We start from the raw sequence: 19,436 nt of genomic DNA on the forward strand, positions 1-19,436 counted from the left end.
ATTTATGAAAACGTATAGTGCGACACGCCGTCGCTTCGTACAGGGCCTTGCAGCCGGTGGCGTGCTGGCCGCCACACCGGCCTGGTTGCAGGCGGCTGTAAAAGGTGCGACCGCGCTGGGCTCAGCACCAGTACTCAGCGGCCGAGAAATCGATCTAGTGATCGCCGAAACTCCCGTCAATTTCACTGGCGTCACGCGCATGGCCACCACCATCAACGGTTCCATCCCGGCACCAACGCTACGATTGCGTGAAGGCGATGACGTCACCATTCGCGTCACTAATCGTTTACCTGTCGACACTTCTATTCATTGGCACGGAATACTGCTGCCCTATCAAATGGATGGTGTACCGGGCATCAGTTTCAAAGGCATCGCGCCGGGAGAAACCTTTGTTTACCGTTTCAAGTTACAACAGAGCGGCACCTATTGGTACCATAGCCACTCTGCCTTTCAGGAAATGACGGGGATGTACGGCGCCTTGATCATTGAACCACGTGAAGAAAAACATCGTGCTGACCAGGATTATGTGGTGGAGCTTTCTGACTGGACCGATGAAGACCCGATGCGCGCCCTCAGCAAACTGAAAGTTCAAAGCGATGTCTATAACTTCAATCGGTCCACCTTTTTCGATTTCACTGACGATGTCTCAAAGATGGGATTACAGGCGGCGCTGGAAAAACGCCAGATGTGGAATCAGATGCGGATGAGTCCGACCGATTTAGCCGATTTATCGGCAGCCACCTTTACCTTCCTGATGAACGGTACCACCCCGGCAGGCAACTGGAACGGCTTGTTCCAGCGCGGTGATCGCGTACGGCTGCGGTTTATCAATGCCGCCAGCAACAGCTTTTATGATGTTCGCATTCCTGGTTTGAAGTTAACGGTAATCCAAGCAGATGGCCAGGATGTCGAGCCGGTCACTGTGGATGAATTCCGATTTGGCCCCGGCGAAACCTACGATATCATGGTCGAGCCTCAGGACGACGCTTATACGATCTTCGCCCAGAGCATGGAACGCAGCGGTTACGCTCGCGGCACCCTGAGTGTGCGGCAAGGTTTAACAGCGCCTGTGCCAGAACCCGATTCGCCCGAGTGGTTAACCATGAAGGATATGATGGGAGCAATGGGTGGTGGCGCCATGGGCCACGACATGATGAAAATGGACTCCATGGGCCAAACCAAGATGGATCATTCCCAAATGTCCGGCGGTATGGCCATGGACCACAGTATGCACGGCATGCAGCAGGGTTCTGACAACCCGCTTGCCAAACCTTCATCTACCATACGCCACGCCCGAACCGAATACGGGGCTTCGGTTGACCAACGGGTGGATACGCCAAGTACCAATCTCGACGACCCCGGTATTGGCCTGCGAAACTTAAGCCAGCGTGGACTGCGCCCACAGGGACACCGCGTGCTGACGCTGGCCGACCTGAAATCCATCGATGGTGTACTGGATGACCGCCGCCCGCCAGCGAGAGAGCTGGAACTACACCTCACCGGCAATATGGAACGCTATAGCTGGTCTTTCGACGGGCTTGAATTCGGCAAAAGCACTCCAGTCTCCTTACGTCATAACGAACGCGTGAGAATCATTTTACAAAACGACACCATGATGACGCACCCCATGCACTTGCACGGCATGTGGAGCGAACTGGAAACAGATCAGGGCGAATTGCGGGTTCGGCGCCATACAATTCCCGTGCAGCCTGCACAACGCATCAGTTTTTTGACAACACCTCACGATCTGGGCCGCTGGGCCTGGCATTGCCATTTGCTGTTTCATATGGACGCGGGCATGTTCCGCGAGGTGGTGGTGTCATGAAACGGATTTTAATGAAACCCTTAACCAACCTAGTTTTAGCTGTCAGCGCATTTCAGGCATCTACAGCCTTGGCGCAGATGGATCACAGCGCTATGCAAATGGAGGCAAGTGCCACAACGGTAGATGGCCGCGATCCTCACGCCTATTCAGACGGTTACACGCTAACCGAGGGGCCTTATGCACAGCCAGGTCCAAGACAATTAAAACTAGCGGATGAGCACGCTTTCTGGTCCGTTCTGGCGGATCGCCTAGAATATCAGAAAGACAACGACAGCACGGTTTACGATGCACAGGCTTGGTATGGCACCACCTTCAACCGCTTTGTCATTAAAGCCGAAGGCGATATTAGCAACGGCACACTTGAGGAAAGTTCCACCGATCTGTTGTGGGGCCATGCGCTCAACGCGTATTTCGACACCCAACTTGGCATTCGACTCGACAATTATAGAGATGGTAAAGATCGCCGATGGCTGGCAATGGGTGTGCAAGGTCTAGCGCCCTACTGGTTCGAGCTCGATGTTGCTGCCTATGTTGGCGAGGATGGACGAACCGCGTTCACCGCTCAAGCGGAGTATGAGTTGCTGCTGACACAAAAACTTATTCTGCAGCCCCGTGCAGAACTCAACCTATACGGCAAGGATGACCTCGATAACGGGCTGGGCTCGGGGCTCTCTGATTTAGCACTTGGCTTGCGCCTGCGTTATGAATTCAATCGGCAATTTGCGCCGTACATCGGTGTCGAGTGGACCGACACCTATGGCGACACAGCCGATTACCGACGTTCGGCTGGTCGTGATACCTCAGACACCCAATTCGTAGCTGGATTGCGGTTCTGGTTTTAACCAACGATACCTCGGTATCACCATTTATTGAAAGTAACAGGTACATTTCTATGAAAGGCAAACACTTCTCTTCGCTTATTGCGCTTACGACTCTGGCCATCGCTTTTTCTGTACAGGCCCATGACCCCAAAGAGCATATGAAAGATGCTGAAAAACCGGATTGCGCAGCCATGAAAAATATGGACCACAGCAAGATGGATATGAGTGACCCAATGATGCAGGCGATGATGAAGCAATGCATGAGTGAGATGAATCACGACATGTCTACTAGTAACGTTGCACCAGATGAGACTCAAAGCGAACAACAAAAATCTGAACACCAACACTAATCAATACAAGGAATTTTCATGCCGACGCTCACTACCTACATTAAGTGCCTTGTCGTTACCGCTGTTATTGCGCTTGCGGGTGGTGGGCTTTTTCTCTATTCGGGCTTCTATCCAATGGGTGCCGATGTTCCCCACAATCAGCTGACCTATTGGTTACTCGAAACCTTACGTGAGCGATCCGTAGCTAGGGCCGCCAGTGATATTGTAATTCCTCAAGACCTAAACACTTCCGAACGGTTGCTGGCCGGTGGCGCCGATTATAATGACATGTGTTCAGGTTGTCATTTGAAGCCTGGCAAAACAGATAGTGATTTCACTCTGGGACTGTATCCTGCGCCACCTAATCTAACCATGAGCAGTGATGAACATGGACACGAGCATGGCGTTGAAACCGATAGTAACGACGCAGCCATTCAGCGACAATTCTGGATTATTAAACATGGCATTAAAGCCTCGGGCATGCCGGCTTGGGCACCGGGACATGACGATGAACGTATCTGGAACATGGTGGCGTTTCTGCAACGCCTGCCCGAGCTGTCGCCTCAGCAATACCAGGTCCTGACCGCACGCGGTGCGGATGACGCAGAACACCATTAAGGTTGGTGTCACTATGTCACATGCCCATCACAGCCACCCAGTCCGTCTGAGCGCCGAGCCCCACAGCACAGAATTGACCGACCCAGTGTGCGGCATGTCGGTCAAGAAGACCTCCTTCCACAAGGCCGAGTTTCAAGGCAGGCTGTACTCTTTTTGCAGCGCGCCTTGCCGCAGCAAATTCATGAATAACCCACAACGCTATCTGACAAGCTCCGAACCCCTACCCCTAGAGGGTGACACCAACACCGAATACAGTTGCCCTATGCACTCGGAAGTAAGGCAACTCAGCCCGGGCACCTGTCCGAAATGTGGCATGGCTCTGGAACCAGTGATGCCCAGTGCTGATACAGGGGAAAATCCGGAACTCGCAGATTTCAGACGTCGTTTCTGGCACACCTTACCCCTGACCCTCGTGGTGACAATGATTGCCATGTCAGGTGGGACGTTTGACCATTTTCTGGGAACGGCGCGCCCCTGGGTGGAGCTGGCGCTGGCTACCCCGGTGGTGATCTGGTCTGGCCGGCCCTTCTTCAAACGCTGGTTTCAGTCCCTGAAGCAGCTCTCCCCCAATATGTGGACTTTGATCGGTACCGGTACCGGTGCCGCTTATCTTTACAGCGTCATCGCGACACTTGCTCCCGGCATTTTCCCAGCATCGTTCCGTCTCGATGGCCAAGTGGCGGTGTATTTCTAGGCGGCGGCTGTGATCATCTCACTGACCTTGCTCGGTCAGGTGCTAGAACTGAAAGCACGCTCGGAGACCGGTGCCGCCATTCGCGCGCTGCTGGGTCTGGCGCCGAAGACTGCACGGCGCTTCCGCGACGATGGCACTGAGGAAGATATTCCTCTGACACATGTGCATCCCGGTGATCGCTTGCGCGTTCGGCCCGGCGAGAAGGTACCGGTGGACGGTCAGGTGCTGGAAGGTGAAAGTGCCATCGATGAATCCATGCTCACCGGCGAACCCATGCCGGTGAGCAAGCGACCCGGTGATGTGCTAATCGGCGCCTCACTCAATACGAGCGGCGCACTGATCATGCGGGCCGAAAAGGTTGGCTCGGCCACCGTGCTCGCCCAGATCGTGCAACTAGTCGCCAATGCGCAGCGTTCCCGCGCCCCCATGCAACGCATGGCTGACGTGGTCGCGGGGTATTTCGTGCTGGTGGTGATGGGTATTGCGCTCGCCACCTTCATGCTTTGGGGCCTGTTTGGACCCGAACCGAGCTGGGCATTCGGGTTGATTAACGCGGTGGCGGTGCTGATCATCGCCTGTCCTTGCGCGCTGGGTCTGGCGACGCCCATGTCGGTCATGGTGGCCACTGGCAATGCCGCTATTCGGGGTGTGCTGTTCAGGGATGCGGCCGCCATCGAACATTTGTGCCAGGTGGATATCCTGATCGTCGACAAGACTGGCACCCTGACCGAGGGGCGTCCCGCCTTCCATGCGATGATCTCAGCGGGCAGCCTTGCGCCCAATGAAATTTTACGCCTCGCTGCCAGCCTGGATCAGGGCAGTGAGCACCCATTGGCGCAGGCGATTGTAGCCGAAGCACGCAAGCGGGAACTGAAGTTGAGCCCTGCGATTGATTTTGAGTCAGCTTCCGGGATCGGCGTGCGTGGCAAGGTGGATAACCATTTTGTCGCTCTGGGCAATACCGCCTTAATGGAGGAGCAGAAGGTCGAATGGCGCACCGTCGCCAATGAAGCGGAAACACTGCGCAGCAAAGGCGCCAGCGTGATCTATCTGGCCGTTGACGGCCTGTTGGCTGGCCTGCTCGCGGTTGCCGATCCCGTCAAAACCTCCACGCCACAAGCCATCAGCGAGCTCAGAGCTAGCGGCTTGCGCCTGGTGATGGCCACGGGCGATGGCCTGACCACGGCGAGAGCCGTCGGCCGTGAACTGGGCATCGACGAGGTTTACGGTGAGGTACGCCCCAAGGATAAGGATGAACTGGTAGCTCGTCTGCAAGCTGAGGGTCACAATGTAGCGATGGCCGGCGATGGCATCAATGACGCGCCTGCTCTGGCCCGTGCCGATGTGGGTATCGCCATGGGTACGGGCACCGATGTCGCCATGAGTACGGCGCAGTTGACCCTGGTGAAAGGTGACCTGCGCGGCATCGCCATTGCCAGGCAAATATCGGTCGATACGGTAGCCAACATGCGCCAGAACCTGATGTTCGCTTTTCTTTATAACGCCATGGGCGTGCCCATCGCCGCCGGCGTTTTGTATCCACTGACCGGTTGGCTGCTGTCGCCGCTGATCGCCGCGCTGGCCATGAGTCTGAGCTCGGTATCGGTGGTCGGTAACGCGCTGCGGCTGCGTCGCAACAGGACAACGGGAGGTGACGCATGAACAAACCCAGCAGAAGCTTCTGGCTAAGCGCCAGAGGCATGGCGGCACTTGGATTGATTGTGGCGGCGAGCTATTTTCTGCTGGTCGAACATCGCGACCACCTGCTAGCGTTTTTGCCCTATGTGATCCTGCTCGCCTGTCCTTTCATGCACCTGTTCATGCATCACGGCCATGGTGATCACGGCACGGCATCAAAAGAAAAGGACAAGCATGGATCGGGAGGCCCTCATGCACACTGAATCAGCCTATGGATTATGGTCGCTGGTAATTATCAACTCGGCCATTTTCATATTCTTTGCCTTCAGTTTTGTCAAGCCGAAGACAACCACCGACTGGCGTAGCCTGGGCGCTTTTTCCGCTTTCGTGTTGGCTCTGTTTACCGAGATGTATGGCTTTCCGCTGAGCATTTACTTTCTTTCCGGTTGGCTGGCCGAGCGCTACCCAGACATCGACTTTCTCAGCCACGACAATGGCCATCTGTTACACACCTTGTTGGGGCTTGAAGGCAATCCACACTTCGATCCGCTGCATATTGCCAGCAATGTGCTCATTATTCTCGGCTTCTTCCTGCTGGCCTCGGCATGGAACGTGTTGCACCAGGCGCAGCAAGCAGGAACCCTGGCCAGCTCGGGCTGGTACGCGCGTTGTCGTCATCCCCAGTATCTGGCGTTTATCATCATCATGTTCGGATTCCTGTTGCAGTGGCCGACCCTGCCCACCCTGATCATGTTTCCGATCCTGGTGGTGGTTTATGTGCGCCTCGCCCGGCGGGAAGAGCAACAGGCATTGGCCGAATTTGGTGACGCGTACCGGCACTATCAGCGTGAGGTGCCAGCCTGGTTACCCAGATCCCATTCAAAACAAAACTAAGGAGAAATTTTTATCATGCTTTCCACTTTAACTCATTTTCACGGGGCCATAGGCTGGAAAAGACGTCTGCTGGTGTTGCTGGCGGTTGTGATGGCCGCGTCGTCGCCCCTGCAGGCGGATCCGGCCGGCAACCAGGCGATGGCGATCCAGTCGGGGCTTGACGGCGAGGCCGCACGCACGGCCATCGCCTTTCAACAAGCCTTGCGTGATGGCAATGCCGAGACGGCGCGCCGCCTGCTGGCCGACGATGTCCATATCTACGAGGGCAAGGGCGTCGAACGGTCGGCCGATGAATACGCGCATCACCACATGCCCGGCGACATGGCGTTTTTGAAGTCCCTGTCGTTCACCCCGCTGGAGCACAGGGTCAGGGAGGCCGGTGATATGGCCTATTCGGTGGCCAAGACCCGTCTTCAGGGCCAATACAAGGGTAAGGACATTGACCTGATCAGCGTGGAGACCTTGGTGCTGGCGCGCACAGGCAATGGCTGGAAAATAGTTCACATCCACTGGTCGCATGGCTGATGGCTTGTAGGCCAACTGGAAGTCGAAGTCGGGACCAGTGAATTAAGTAAGAGGTAACCTGATGACAAACACCGTGAAAATCGTGGCCATTTTCCCCGAACTCCTGTGGCCAGAGATGGAGGAACTGTTACTGAGGCTCTCTGTCAGGGGACTCAGCCTGATGCCTGTTAGGGGTTTTGGCAGCTACCGCAATTATTTTCGCAAAGATCTGCTCTCCACAGGCCTGAAGCTGGAGATCTACATGACATCGAAAGCTTCCAAGCCCCAGACCAAAGCCATCGAGTCTTTTATCAACACGCACGCGGCCGATAGCGGCTTGGTGGCTGTAGAGCCGGTCAGCCGAACGAACCTGGATTTGAATTCAGATCCAGTCGACAACTCATAATAAAGGAAACATGGATAATGAAAAGATTGATAATCGCGCCCTTGCTGCTGGGGGCGCTGCTGTTTCAGGCGCAGGTAATGGCGCATGGCGGGGAAGACCCCGTCGAGGAGTTGAAAAAGCGCGACCGTGCCATCACGCACGCACAGTCGGAATTTGCCATCTCACAAAGTAACACGGAAAAGCTGAAATTGCTCGATACACAGATCAACGCCCTGAACCACAAAATTCTGGTATTGCGCAATCTGATGGCCAAGGATTATCCGCACGTGAAAGAAGGCATGAGTAAATACAAGCTGGATTATATGGAAAGTATGGACGAAAGCCTGATACAGACGCGAGTTCTGCTGCGTCAACTAGAGCAAGTGATCGAACGATGACAGGGATCAATACAGTCGCGACAAACAGGCAATATTCTGTAAACGTTGATGTAATAACTTGGCGAGAGGTTTCTTAGTGCGACCTGGTGCATGGGTAATATGGCTGCTGCTGGTGACGCTCCTTGCGAGGAGCGCATTCGCGGCTTCGCCCAACGTTTGCACCATGTCCTCCAGTCAACCGGCACCGCCCAGCCTATCCCAAGGTGAGCACGTGCATCCGGGCCACGCCCAACTAGACCACGCCGCCATGCAGCATGACGCCGGTGAAGTCCAGGATCGACACGGCTGCTGTGCCGGTGATAAGGGCGACGCCGACTGTATGATGAGCGGTTGTTTGTCAATGATGCCGCCTGTTGCTCATGTCTCTTCCCACATCCATGCTGGCTCCAGCTCAATCTTATTTCATGCGCCAGCCATCCCGCGACCGCCCTATTTTCCTTTGCTTAGACCTCCGATTGCCTGATTGACAGGCAAAAACCGATTTCACGAACTGTGTGATACAAGGCGAACCACCCGCACGACTGGCAACTGCTTGTAGCTAATGCCTGTCTGCAGCCCTGCTATCCAGTTCTCAACCCTCTATTCGATTACCTTCGGAGGTAACTCATGTTTCGATTTAAATTAATCAGCTCGCTGTTGGGACTGCTGATGCTGCCCTTACTCGTAGCCTGTAATGATGGGTCTAAAAACCCCAAAATATCTGATCCATCCGCCGCTGATGCCGAAATGCTCACCGTCTACAAAAGCCCGACCTGTGGCTGCTGTAAAAAATGGATAGGTCACCTTGAGGCCGAGGGCTTTGCGGCCAGTGTCGAACACCCGGCTAATCTGGACGCCATCAAGGATCGCTATCGAATCGCGAACAACCTGCGCTCCTGCCACACCGCTGTGTCGACCCAGGGCTATGTCTTTGAGGGGCATATCCCAGCTCGCTACATTCATCAGTTCCTGGCCAATCCACCCGCCGACGCGATGGGGTTGACAGTGCCTGCCATGCCCGTTGGCAGTCCGGGTATGGAGGTGGGTGACAAGTTCATGCCATACCGGGTTCTGCTGATGAAAAAAGACGGCAGCACTGAAGTGTTTGCCAGTGTCGGGAGCATGGCTCAGCAGTATCAGCCACTCCAACAACCGGAAGCGCAGCCATGAGAATCTTCGTCACGATACTTTTTATTATCCTGCCGCTCGGTCTGGGCAGTGTCATAGCCTTTGCGCAACCCCTTCCCGATACCCTGACGCAGGAAGAGGCCGTAGCCCTCGCTATCGATGCCGATCCCTGGCTCACTGGCAGCCAGTACACCCAGCAGGCCCTCAATGACGAAGCGACCGCCGCTGCGACCTTGCCAGACCCCCGAATGAGCCTGATGGCGGGCAATTTCCCCGTGGACACTTTCGATTTGAACCAGGAAGGCATGACTCAGTTGTCGGTGGGGATCAGCCAAATGTTTCCCCGGGGTGACAGTCTGTCGCTCACCCGCCGACAAAAGCAGCAGCTAGCCGAGCAGCATCCCTTACTAAGGCTGGATCGTCGGGCCAAGGTAGGCGCTACGGTCAGCCAGTTGTGGCTGGAGGCCTTCAAAGCTCAGGAGAGTATCCGGCTGATCGAACAGGATCGCGCACTGTTTGAGCAGTTGGTGGATGCCGCCAAAGCGGGTTACTCCTCGGCGCTGGGCAGGGCACGTCAGCAGGACGTGATCCGTGCGCAGTTGGAGCTGACTCGTCTCGAAGACAGACTGACGATGCTCAGGCAGCAACAGCAAGCCGCACAAAAGCGTCTGACCGAATGGATCGGTGCGCCTGCCACTGTCCCTCTGGCTCCGGTACTACCGACACAGTCTCTTTCCAGGCCACTGTCGGTACCGACCATTAAGCAGTCCAGCGAGCATACGCGCTACGAATGGATCCGTCATCATCCCGCGTTGCGAGCGCTGGACCAGCGTATCGACGCCACGCAAACCGGTGTGGATCTGGCAAAACAGAAATACAAGCCCGAATGGGGCCTGACCGCCCAATACGGCTATCGCGACAACGACCCCTTGGGGCGCGACCGGGCCGATCTGTTCTCCGTTGGCGTGAACTTCGACCTGCCCATTTTCACCGGTAACCGGCAGGACAAGGAAGTCAGCGCCGCCGTCAATCGAACCGAGGCCATTAAAACCGAAAAGCACTTGCTTGGTCGTCGGCTGATGGCGGAACTGGAAACCGCGAGCGTGCAACTGGCGCGTCTTGATGAACGCCAGGCGTTATACGCCGATCAGCTGCTGCCGCAAATGGCTGAGCAGGCAGAAGCTTCGCTGACCGCCTACAACAACGACGACGGCGACTTCGCCGAAGCCGTGCGTGCTCGCATTGCCGAATTGAATGCCAAGGTCGACGCGCTCGCCATTGCCGTGGATCGGCAGAAGACCATCGCCCAAATCAATTACCTGCTCGCCGAGGCGTCGTTCGACGATGCACGGCCGGCGAAACCGTTTTAAAGGAGTTCAACATGAATACATTCACCAAAACCTTGCTGGGCACGGCCGTCGGCGCGCTGCTCGGCGCATCCGGCGTCTGGCTGCTCGGCAACCCCGATGAGGGGGATATGACAGCAACCGGCGGTGAACGCAAGCCACTTTACTGGGTGGCGCCCATGGATCCCAACTACAAGCGCGACAAGCCTGGCAAATCGCCCATGGGCATGGATCTGATCCCTGTGTACGAGAAATCCGCCGGAGAGGATGAAGCCGGCACCGTCAAGATATCGCCCGAGGTCGTCAACAATCTCGGCGTGCGCACCGCCACGGTTGAGGTAGGGTCTCTGGATCTGGATGTCAAAACCGTCGGTTACGTGCAATACGATGAGAACCGGCTGGTGCATATCAGCCCGCGCGTGGAAGGCTGGATCGAGAAGCTCCATGTCAAGGCCGCCGGGGATCCGGTCAGACAGGGCGACCCCCTGTACACCCTCTATTCACCCACCCTGGTCAACGCCCAGGAGGAATTGTTGTTGGCGTTGAAACGCGACAATCCGGTGTTGATCGGCGCTGCCGTGGAACGGTTATTGGCATTGCAAGTACCTCAGGCAGATATCGACCGGCTGCGTAAAACCCGCAAGGTCAGCCAGACCATCACCGTTGCCGCGCCGCAGTCCGGGGTACTGGACAATCTCGCGGTGCGTGAGGGCATGTTCGTCAAGCCTGGCTTGAGTCTGATGAGCATCGGCCAGCTAGAACATATCTGGGTGATCGGTGAGGTGTTCGAACGACAGGCAAGCCTGGTCAAGACCGACGACCAGGTGCGGATGCGGCTCGATTACCTGCCCGGTCGGGATTGGTTGGGCCAGGTGGACTATGTCTATCCGTCTTTGAATGCCAAGACACGTACCGCGCAAATCCGGGTGCATTTCGACAACCCGGACGACTTCCTCAAGCCGGGCATGTTCGCGCAGATGGTCATTGAGACCCAGGCGGGGGCTGAAGCACTGTTAATCCCGCGGGAAGCGCTGATCCGTACCGGCAGCCAGGCGCGCGTGGTGTTGGCGCTGGGTGATGGCAAATTCAAATCGGTGGCCGTTGAGGTCGGCCGCGTGGGCGAGCGGCAGGTGGAAATTCAGTCGGGACTCAAAGAAGGGGAACGCATTGTGACCTCTGCTCAGTTCCTGATCGACTCGGAATCCAGCAAGACGTCGGACTTCAAGCGCATGGCCAAGCGCGATCAGCAAGGCGAATCAATGGATGTAAAGGCAGACGCTGATTCCCGCTCAGTCTGGGTGGCCGCACGTATCGACAGCCTGATGCCGGATCACCGCATGGTGACCCTGGAGCACGAGGCCATCCCGGACTGGCAATGGCCCACCATGACCATGGATTTCACCGTCGCTGAGGCTGTGGACATGGATGCGCTCAAACAGGGAATGCGCCTGCATGTGCAGATCACCAATAACAACAGTGGTGGATACCAGATTACCCAAGTGCATATTCCCAATGAGCAAGGCAATGATGCCATGCCTGCAGGAATGGATCACGGTCAGCACGAGGGTATGGATCACGGTGATATGTCGATGCCGGAGCACAGCGAACACCAGGGCATGAACCACGGCGGTCACGATCAAAAGGAGCACAATCATGATTGAATCGATAATCCGTTGGTCCGTCGGTAACCGTTTCTTCGTGCTGCTGGCTACTTTGATGCTGGTGGGGATAGGTCTCTATTCGCTGAAAAACACCCCGGTGGACGCCATTCCCGATCTGTCCGATGTACAGGTCATTATTAAGACCAGTTTTCCTGGGCAGGCGCCGCAGGTGGTGGAGGACCAGGTCACGTATCCACTGACTACTGCCATGTTGTCGGTACCCGGTGCGGTTACCGTGCGCGGTTATTCCTTTTTTGGCGATTCCTTTGTGTATGTCATTTTCGACGAGGATACCGATGCCTACTGGGCACGTTCCCGGGTGCTGGAGTATCTGTCTCAGGTCGCGCCCACATTACCTCCGAGTGCTCGGCCGCAACTGGGGCCGGACGCTACCGGAGTTGGCTGGGTCTATCTCTACGCCCTGGTGGACCGTACCGGCAAGCATGACCTCAGTCAGTTGCGCAGCCTGCAGGACTGGTTCCTGAAATACGAGCTGCAAACCGTGCCGGGTGTTTCCGAAGTCTCGGCGCTCGGCGGCATGGTTAAGCAGTACCAAGTGAAAGTGAACCCGGAAAAACTGCGTGCTTTCAGTATTCCCCTGTCCCATATTCAGATGGCGATCCAGCGCGGTAATCAGGAAGTGGGCGCCTCGGTGGTGGAAATGGCCGAAGCCGAATACATGGTGCGCGCCAGCGGTTACATCCAGGGTATCGATGATCTGGCCAACATTCCGTTAGGGTTGGATGTTAACGGTACGCCGCTGTTGCTCAAGGATGTGGCGGATATCGAGTTGGGGCCGCAAATGCGCCGTGGCATCGCCGAGTTGAACGGCGAAGGTGAAGTGGTGGGCGGTATTGTGGTGATGCGTTTCGGTGAGAACGCCCAGAAAACCATTGATGGGGTCAAGGCCAAGCTGGAAAAACTCAAGGCGGGTTTGCCCGAGGGCGTGGAGATCGTAACCGTTTATGATCGTTCAGGGCTGATATCTCGCGCCATTGACAGTTTGTGGAAAAGTCTGGCCGAAGAACTCGCTATTGTGGCGTTGATCTGTGTCATTTTCCTGTTTCATGTCAGGTCCTCACTGGTGGCGGTCTTCAGTCTGCCGCTAGGTATACTCACGGCTTTTACCGTGATGTATTGGCAAGGTCTCAATGCCAATATCATGTCATTAGGCGGTATAGCGATTGCGATAGGCGCCATGATTGATGGCGCGATTGTCATGATCGAAAACATGCATAAGCATATGGAACGTACGCCCTTGACGCCAGAGAACCGTTGGAAAATCGTGGCGGCGTCAGCCAGTGAAGTCGGTCCGGCGCTGTTTTTCAGTTTGCTTATTATCACTGTGAGCTTTGTACCAGTATTCACCCTGGAAGCCCAGGAGGGCCGGATGTTCAGCCCGTTGGCCTTTACCAAAACCTATGCCATGGCAGCCAGTGCGGCGCTTGCTATCACAGTGGTGCCGGTTTTGATGGGATATTTCATCAGAGGCAAGGTGGTAGCGGAAAACAAGAATCCCGTTAATCGATTACTGATTGCCGGGTACATGCCCCTGCTGAAAACCGTATTGCGTTTTCCGAAAATCACACTTGCCATTGCGGTTGTGATTTTCCTCGTTGGGATCTGGCCGGTTAACAAGATTGGTAGTGAATTCATCCCCGATCTGGATGAAGGTGATCTCATGTACATGCCCACCACTTATCCGGGGCTATCTATTGGTAAGGCCAGGGAATTGCTTCAACAGACCGACAAGCTGATTGCGACTGTCCCCGAGGTGAAGACTGTTTTCGGCAAAATCGGCCGTGCCGAGACAGCCACGGATCCAGCGCCACTAACCATGGTCGAGACCTTTATTCAGCTCAAGCCCAAAGAGGAATGGCGCGAGGGCATGACCACGGAGAAGCTCAAGAAGGAGCTGGATGCGCTAGTGAAATTCCCCGGTCTAACCAACGCTTGGGTGATGCCGATCAAGACTCGCATCGACATGCTGGCCACCGGTATCAAGACGCCGGTAGGCATCAAGGTGGCGGGCGAGGATCTGCGAGAAATTCAGAAGATTGGTCAGCGACTAGAGCAGATCCTCAAGGATGTACCCGGCACAGCCTCGGTGTATTCCGAAAGGGTGGCCGGTGGGCGTTACATCAAGGTGGATATTCAGCGTGCACAGGCGGCGCGCTATGGCCTCAATATTGCTGATGTGCAGCAGGTAATAGCCACGGCCATTGGGGGAATGAATGTGGCGCAGACCATTGAGGGGCTGGAGCGTTATCCGATCAATCTGCGCTACCCGCAGGACTATCGAGACTCGCCAGAACAGTTGGCGCTGCTGCCCATCGTTACGCCCAGCGGCCAACGCATTGCGCTCGCCGATGTGGCCAATGTCTATGTGGAGGACGGCCCGCCAGCGATCAAGAGCGAGAACGCCAGGCTGAATGGCTGGACCTTTGTAGATATCGATGGGGTGGACGTGGGCAGCTATGTACAAGCGGCCATGGCAACGGTCGAGCAGCAGTTGGATTTACCGGCCGGTTACTCGGTGGCCTGGTCCGGTCAGTACGAATACATGCTGCGCGCCAAAGAGAAACTGACCTATGTGGTTCCTTTGACGCTTGCCATCATTATCATTCTGTTATACATGAATTTTCGTAACTTCACTGAAATAGCCATTATTCTGGGAACACTACCACTGGCGGTAATTGGTTCAATCTGGCTGATGTACCTGCTTGGCTATAATTTTTCTGTCGCGGTTGCGGTTGGTTTTATTGCACTGGCGGGGGTTACGGTGGAAATAGGTATCATCATGTTAACTTATCTTAACCAAGCATATCACCAATTGATAGATACCTGTCGTGAGCGTGGAGTGCAACCATTAAAAGAAGATTTGCTCGAAGCCGTGACACAGGGCGCGGGACTTCGTGTAAGACCCGTAATGATGACTACGGTCTCCACTATCGCTGGATTGTTGCCCATTATGTTCAGTTCCGGAACAGGTGCGGAAGTTGTTAGCCGGATTGCGGCGCCTATGGTGGGCGGAATGGTGAGTGCTGTGATTTTAACGTTGTTGGTATTACCCGTCGTGTATTACCTATGGCGCACCCGCTCGCTGAAAGCATAATATTGCCAAACTAAATGGGGCAGACTTGTCTGCCCCTGCCGGAGCTCTGTGGTATAAACCAATAAAGCACCAAATGCACAAATAGGTTAATGCTATTTGGTTGATCTGAATCAATCAAAATTCCCCAGCATTACATGGCTGTCATGTTGGGGTCATCCATCCGTAATCATCACCCCACATAATAGACAATGAAGCTTAATAAAACACACCTTAGGCGACAACTAGCTTGACAGTTACCGGTGTAGAAGTTGGGCAAATCAACGATAAGGGAAAACCATGAACATGAAGAAGTCAAAACTCAAATGCTGCCTTCTGACTTTAAGTGTTACAGCGGCAATAGTTCCTGCCGCTGTTTACGCAGACAATCAGACCGACAATCTCAGGCAGCAAGTCGACGATCTTCAAAATCAAGTTGATCGCTTGGAAAACACGGCAGCGGAACGTAATACAGATTCGTCATTTCATATGGCAGGTTATGGATCGGTCGAGTACGCCGATCCGGATTCAGGCAACGCCGCTTTTAACAAGGTATTGGCCGCCCCCATCATCCACTACAATTACCAAGACTGGCTAATGTTCGAAACAGAATTTGAGCTGTCGAACACAGCCGAAGGGGGCACTGAGCTGGCGTTGGAATATGCCGCTGTCAACCTGTTCCTGAACGACTATGTTGCGCTTGTCGCAGGTAAATTTCTAAGCCCCATAGGTCAATTCCGGCAGAATTTGCACCCTAGCTGGATCAATAAGGCGGTCTCGGCGCCTGCCGGTTTCGGGCATGGCGGAGCTGCCCCTCTAAGCGAGACCGGCCTGCAATTGCGCGGCGGGTTTCCACTCGGTGAGATGCGCGCCAATTATGCTGTTTATGTTGGTAATGGGCCCACCCTGGCCGCCGGTGTAGAGGATGATGAAGGGGAATACGAACTGGCTATCGAGGAAGTGGAAACCGAAGGCCGTACCAGTGACCCTGACGGGAAGAAGTCATTTGGTGGTCGCCTTGGGCTATTGCCGTTTTCTGGTCTGGAAATAGGGATTTCCGCCGCTAAAGGTAAAGCCACAGTGACGGATGCTTTTGCGGGTGGACATGATGGGCCTGAGCTTGATATCGAATCCACAGGCGAATTTGATTATGATGTTATCGGTGCCGATTTTCGCTATGGCTGGAACAACCTAGAGCTGCGAGGCGAATACCTCAAAACAGAGATTGGCGAAGGTAGTGCCGGTGTCGAATTTCATAGCGATGACCTACCTGACGGTTATGCAGGCCCCACAGAGTTTGACGATGTTGAGGTAGGTCAATGGAAAGCCTGGTATCTGCAGGCAGCCTATAAAATCCCCTCGACATCACTCGAAACCGTCGTTCGCACCAGCGAATTACAGACGCCTCATTCTGGGGAAAACTACTCTCAGCGCACACTGGGGCTGAATTACCTTTTTGCACCCCATGTTATCGCCAAACTCAATTATGAGATGAAAGACTACGACTCATCAGGCGCAGATGATGAAGACACTGTGCGAGTGCAACTGGCTTACGGTTTTTAGGGGAGAATTGATATGAAAATCAGCAAATTTATTACTAGCAAACTTTTCGGTGTAAGTATTACGGCTTTGTTACTGTCTGCAACCTTCCTCACACCGGCTCTGGCCGAAGCAAAAGGCGATGCGGGAAAGGGGGCTCAGAAATGGGCCGATAACTGCGCCCGTTGTCATAACATGCGCGATCCGAAGGAGTTGTCAGATGATTACTGGGAAACCACTGTCAATCACATGCGTATCCGCGCCGGTCTGTGGGGTCAGGATACGCGAGATATTCTTGCTTTCCTGCAGGCATCGAACACACCCGCCAAAAAGGTAACAGTAAAGTCTGTATCGGTGGATCTGGCCAACTCCGGTCTATCCGGTGAGGCAGTCTACAAAAGCACCTGTATCGCATGCCATGGCGGCGACGGCAAGGGTGCCTTTCCTGGCACTCCGGACTTCACCAAGTCGAAAGGCCCATTGAGCAAAAATGATGCAGAGTTACTGAGCAACATGATCAATGGATTTCAGAGTCCAGGCTCGCCCATGGCCATGCCACCGCGGGGCGGCAATGTCAGTCTGACCGACGCCGACCTGAAAGCCGTACTTGGTTATATGCGAACCACCTTCGAGAAATAGGGCTTTATCTGTGGGCGGAGTGCTCGGTGCCAGCCGGGCACTCTGCCCCACGTTATATTCTCCAGCCCTTTCCCTTGCTCGCCGCTCCATATTCTTCAGACATTACCAACAAGTGCCTCCAATTTTTCCATCAGAACCAGCGCGGCATTGTTGTTGAACTGCTGTCCTTCCTCAATGTATTCCCAAACCGTCGCATCGCTTTTCCAGCCTCCTTGCTTTTTAATCAGTTCAAAATCGACTCGCTCTCTTGCAGCCGATGTGGAAAGACCACGCCGGAAGCTATGGCTGCTCAAGTCCGGCACGAAATCGAACTGACAGGCGTTGCCCAGAGTCTTGAGTAATTGATTAATGCCACCGGGATTCAGTGCTTTGGGTTGAACCTTATCCCAACGGTTAACGGGACGAAAAACCGGACCTTCATTGATATCAGCCAATTCTATCCAGTTCTTCATGGCCATAGCAGGACAGCAGCCTGGCGCACCGAAAGGTAATGCTCGCACTAAGCCCACGGCTTGTTGATCGGTCTTGGAACGAGACAGCCGGATGAGAAGTCCTTCTGGTTCCCACACCAGATCACCGATTTGAATGGCCACCAATTCACTACGGCGAAAGGCACCGAAAAAGCCGGTCAACACCAGCGCAATATCCCTCAGTTTCTTTTTGGTGTCTGGCAGTTGCCGCAAATGATTCACCATTTGGGCGACGTGCTCCAAGCGCAATGCCTTGGCTTTGCGTTTGGGTTGGCCATGGGTACGGCGGACGCCTTCCATGGTTTTGCGGACCACCGGATCACTTACCGGATCGATGAGCCCTTGGTAATGGTGCCATTGGCTAATGGCGGTCAGGTGTAAATCCAGGGTTCGGGGATTGAGTGCTTCGCCTCTGGCCAGTAGATAGCGCACGACGGTATCCCGATCCGAAGGCAGGCGACCACCCCATTTTTCAAATTGCCGAATGGCCGAACGGTAGGCTTTACGCGTGTTGTCGGACGTCGCTGCCTGGAGGTAGTGCCGCAATGATTCGGCTTCCTGACGTTCAATCAGGGTCGATTCCTCATTACGTAATGGCAAGTTGCTAGCCGGTTTTGGCGGTTTGTTGTTCATGAATAGGATTTCCTTCGATGTCGCTCAAAAGGCGGCTATGTACCGGCGTTACAAGTCGAAAATTTACGTCAAGATCAACTAACCCGCGATAAGGTAGATTATCGGTGGTTATTATCTTGAATTCAAGCGATCTTGAAAAACACATATATAATGTTATATTACGTGTTATGTAATATGTTACTAAATAATCCGAGAGGAATCACCATGGCCCGTGCCGGAGTCACTTATCACGATATCGCTAAAGCAGCTGAAGTCATTAAAACACATGGCCAGGAACCCACGGTGGATAGGGTGCGCGAGCATCTGGGCACCGGCAGCAAAAGCACCATCGCGCCATTGCTCAAGCGTTGGCGGTCAGACAATGGGGAGGCGGCCGATGTCAGTGGACTGCCGAACGACCTCATCGAGGTGGTAAAGTCCCTGCATGAGCGGGTACAGCAGATGGCCGACCACCGTATCGAACAAGCTCGCCAGGAATTCGAGACTTTAAAGGAAGAACTCCGCACAGAGTTGACCTATGCCAACAACACCATCGCGCAACTTACTGCCCGACAACGGGACCTTGAGAACCAGATAGCACGAATTACCGAGGAAAAAAGCCTGCAAGACAAGTCCCTGGAAGACGCACGCGTCAGGCTGGCAAAGGCCGAGTCTCAGCGGGACGAAGCTCTTACGCGAGCCAACGACTTGAAGGAGAGTGCCAGTGAACTCAGGCAAGAAAACCGGGATATTCGCGATCATTTCGAACATTACCAGCAGCGCACTGCCGAAGACCGCCAGCAGGAGCGCGAACAGTTCCGTATAGTTAACCAGGGGTTAAATGATCAGATTCAGGATCTGCAAC

At 54.6% G+C, this 19,436-nt stretch carries 19 protein-coding genes; 18 read left to right on the top strand and 1 reads right to left on the bottom strand.

All coding sequences use genetic code 11. The annotated features are described in order from the left end of the window. From ABNH10_RS14405 to ABNH10_RS14480, 17 genes are all read left to right on the top strand, one after another. A partial coding sequence (locus tag ABNH10_RS14405) for a copper resistance system multicopper oxidase (RefSeq protein ID WP_502877140.1) occupies window positions 1–1,825 on the top strand: 1,825 nt, incomplete at its 5' end. Continuing rightward, complete coding sequence (locus tag ABNH10_RS14410) at window positions 1,822–2,667, top strand: copper resistance protein B (RefSeq protein ID WP_230333633.1); 846 nt, start codon at window positions 1,822–1,824, stop codon at window positions 2,665–2,667. The genes ABNH10_RS14405 and ABNH10_RS14410, both read left to right, overlap by 4 nt. A 50-nt stretch (window positions 2,668–2,717) precedes the next feature. Further along, window positions 2,718–2,996: a hypothetical protein gene (locus ABNH10_RS14415; RefSeq protein WP_015485737.1), complete on the top strand. Its 279-nt coding sequence runs from the start codon at window positions 2,718–2,720 to the stop codon at window positions 2,994–2,996. Window positions 2,997–3,014: 18 nt separating this feature from the next. Continuing rightward, window positions 3,015–3,593, top strand: coding sequence for a c-type cytochrome (locus ABNH10_RS14420; protein WP_349386585.1), 579 nt, complete (start codon window positions 3,015–3,017; stop codon window positions 3,591–3,593). A 13-nt stretch (window positions 3,594–3,606) separates the two neighbouring features. Next, the gene (locus tag ABNH10_RS16305) at window positions 3,607–4,287 is read left to right on the top strand and encodes a YHS domain-containing protein (protein WP_502877141.1); all 681 of its coding nucleotides are present in this window, start codon (window positions 3,607–3,609) and stop codon (window positions 4,285–4,287) included. Between the two features lie 9 nt (window positions 4,288–4,296). Then, on the top strand, window positions 4,297–5,949 hold the full coding sequence (locus tag ABNH10_RS14425) for a copper-translocating P-type ATPase (RefSeq protein WP_502877142.1): 1,653 nt from the start codon (window positions 4,297–4,299) through the stop codon (window positions 5,947–5,949). Then, window positions 5,946–6,188 (top strand): DUF2933 domain-containing protein, encoded by a 243-nt coding sequence (locus tag ABNH10_RS14430; protein WP_015485740.1) that lies wholly within the window; start codon window positions 5,946–5,948, stop codon window positions 6,186–6,188. The genes ABNH10_RS14425 and ABNH10_RS14430 overlap by 4 nt, the downstream gene beginning before the upstream one ends. Next, a complete protein-coding gene (locus ABNH10_RS14435; RefSeq protein WP_015485741.1) occupies window positions 6,178–6,819 on the top strand; it encodes a methyltransferase family protein in 642 nt (213 codons plus the stop codon). Before ABNH10_RS14430 ends, ABNH10_RS14435 begins: the two co-directional genes overlap by 11 nt. Window positions 6,820–6,834: 15 nt before the next feature. After that, a complete protein-coding gene (locus ABNH10_RS14440; RefSeq protein WP_230333634.1) occupies window positions 6,835–7,344 on the top strand; it encodes a YybH family protein in 510 nt (169 codons plus the stop codon). Between the two features lie 61 nt (window positions 7,345–7,405). Continuing rightward, complete coding sequence (locus tag ABNH10_RS14445; RefSeq protein ID WP_015485743.1) at window positions 7,406–7,729, top strand: P-II family nitrogen regulator; 324 nt, start codon at window positions 7,406–7,408, stop codon at window positions 7,727–7,729. 17 nt (window positions 7,730–7,746) lie between these two features. Then, window positions 7,747–8,106: a hypothetical protein gene (locus tag ABNH10_RS14450; protein ID WP_015485744.1), complete on the top strand. Its 360-nt coding sequence runs from the start codon at window positions 7,747–7,749 to the stop codon at window positions 8,104–8,106. Window positions 8,107–8,712: 606 nt separating this feature from the next. After that, window positions 8,713–9,255, top strand: a complete 543-nt coding sequence (locus ABNH10_RS14455; RefSeq protein WP_349386586.1) for a DUF411 domain-containing protein — start codon at window positions 8,713–8,715, stop codon at window positions 9,253–9,255. After that, window positions 9,252–10,583, top strand: a complete 1,332-nt coding sequence (locus tag ABNH10_RS14460) for a TolC family protein (protein ID WP_015485747.1) — start codon at window positions 9,252–9,254, stop codon at window positions 10,581–10,583. Before ABNH10_RS14455 ends, ABNH10_RS14460 begins: the two co-directional genes overlap by 4 nt. An 11-nt stretch (window positions 10,584–10,594) precedes the next feature. Further along, window positions 10,595–12,220 (top strand): efflux RND transporter periplasmic adaptor subunit, encoded by a 1,626-nt coding sequence (locus ABNH10_RS14465; protein ID WP_015485748.1) that lies wholly within the window; start codon window positions 10,595–10,597, stop codon window positions 12,218–12,220. Further along, window positions 12,213–15,335, top strand: a complete 3,123-nt coding sequence (locus ABNH10_RS14470; protein ID WP_015485749.1) for an efflux RND transporter permease subunit — start codon at window positions 12,213–12,215, stop codon at window positions 15,333–15,335. The genes ABNH10_RS14465 and ABNH10_RS14470 overlap by 8 nt, the downstream gene beginning before the upstream one ends. Window positions 15,336–15,611: 276 nt before the next feature. Next, window positions 15,612–16,874 (top strand): putative porin, encoded by a 1,263-nt coding sequence (locus tag ABNH10_RS14475; RefSeq protein WP_349386587.1) that lies wholly within the window; start codon window positions 15,612–15,614, stop codon window positions 16,872–16,874. Between the two features lie 12 nt (window positions 16,875–16,886). Next, window positions 16,887–17,489 (top strand): cytochrome c5 family protein, encoded by a 603-nt coding sequence (locus tag ABNH10_RS14480; RefSeq protein WP_349386588.1) that lies wholly within the window; start codon window positions 16,887–16,889, stop codon window positions 17,487–17,489. Window positions 17,490–17,584: 95 nt separating this feature from the next. Here ABNH10_RS14480 and ABNH10_RS14485 read toward each other — a convergent pair whose 3' ends face one another. After that, the gene (locus ABNH10_RS14485) at window positions 17,585–18,592 is read right to left on the bottom strand and encodes a tyrosine-type recombinase/integrase (RefSeq protein WP_349386589.1); all 1,008 of its coding nucleotides are present in this window, start codon (window positions 18,590–18,592) and stop codon (window positions 17,585–17,587) included. A 204-nt stretch (window positions 18,593–18,796) separates the two neighbouring features. Between ABNH10_RS14485 and ABNH10_RS14490 the strand changes: the two genes are divergently transcribed. After that, the coding region (locus ABNH10_RS14490; protein ID WP_349386590.1) for a DNA-binding protein at window positions 18,797–19,436 on the top strand (640 nt) is incomplete at its 3' end.

Source organism: Alcanivorax sp. (genome assembly GCF_040119285.1).
In the GTDB taxonomy this organism is placed as follows: Bacteria; Pseudomonadota; Gammaproteobacteria; order Pseudomonadales; family Alcanivoracaceae; genus Alcanivorax.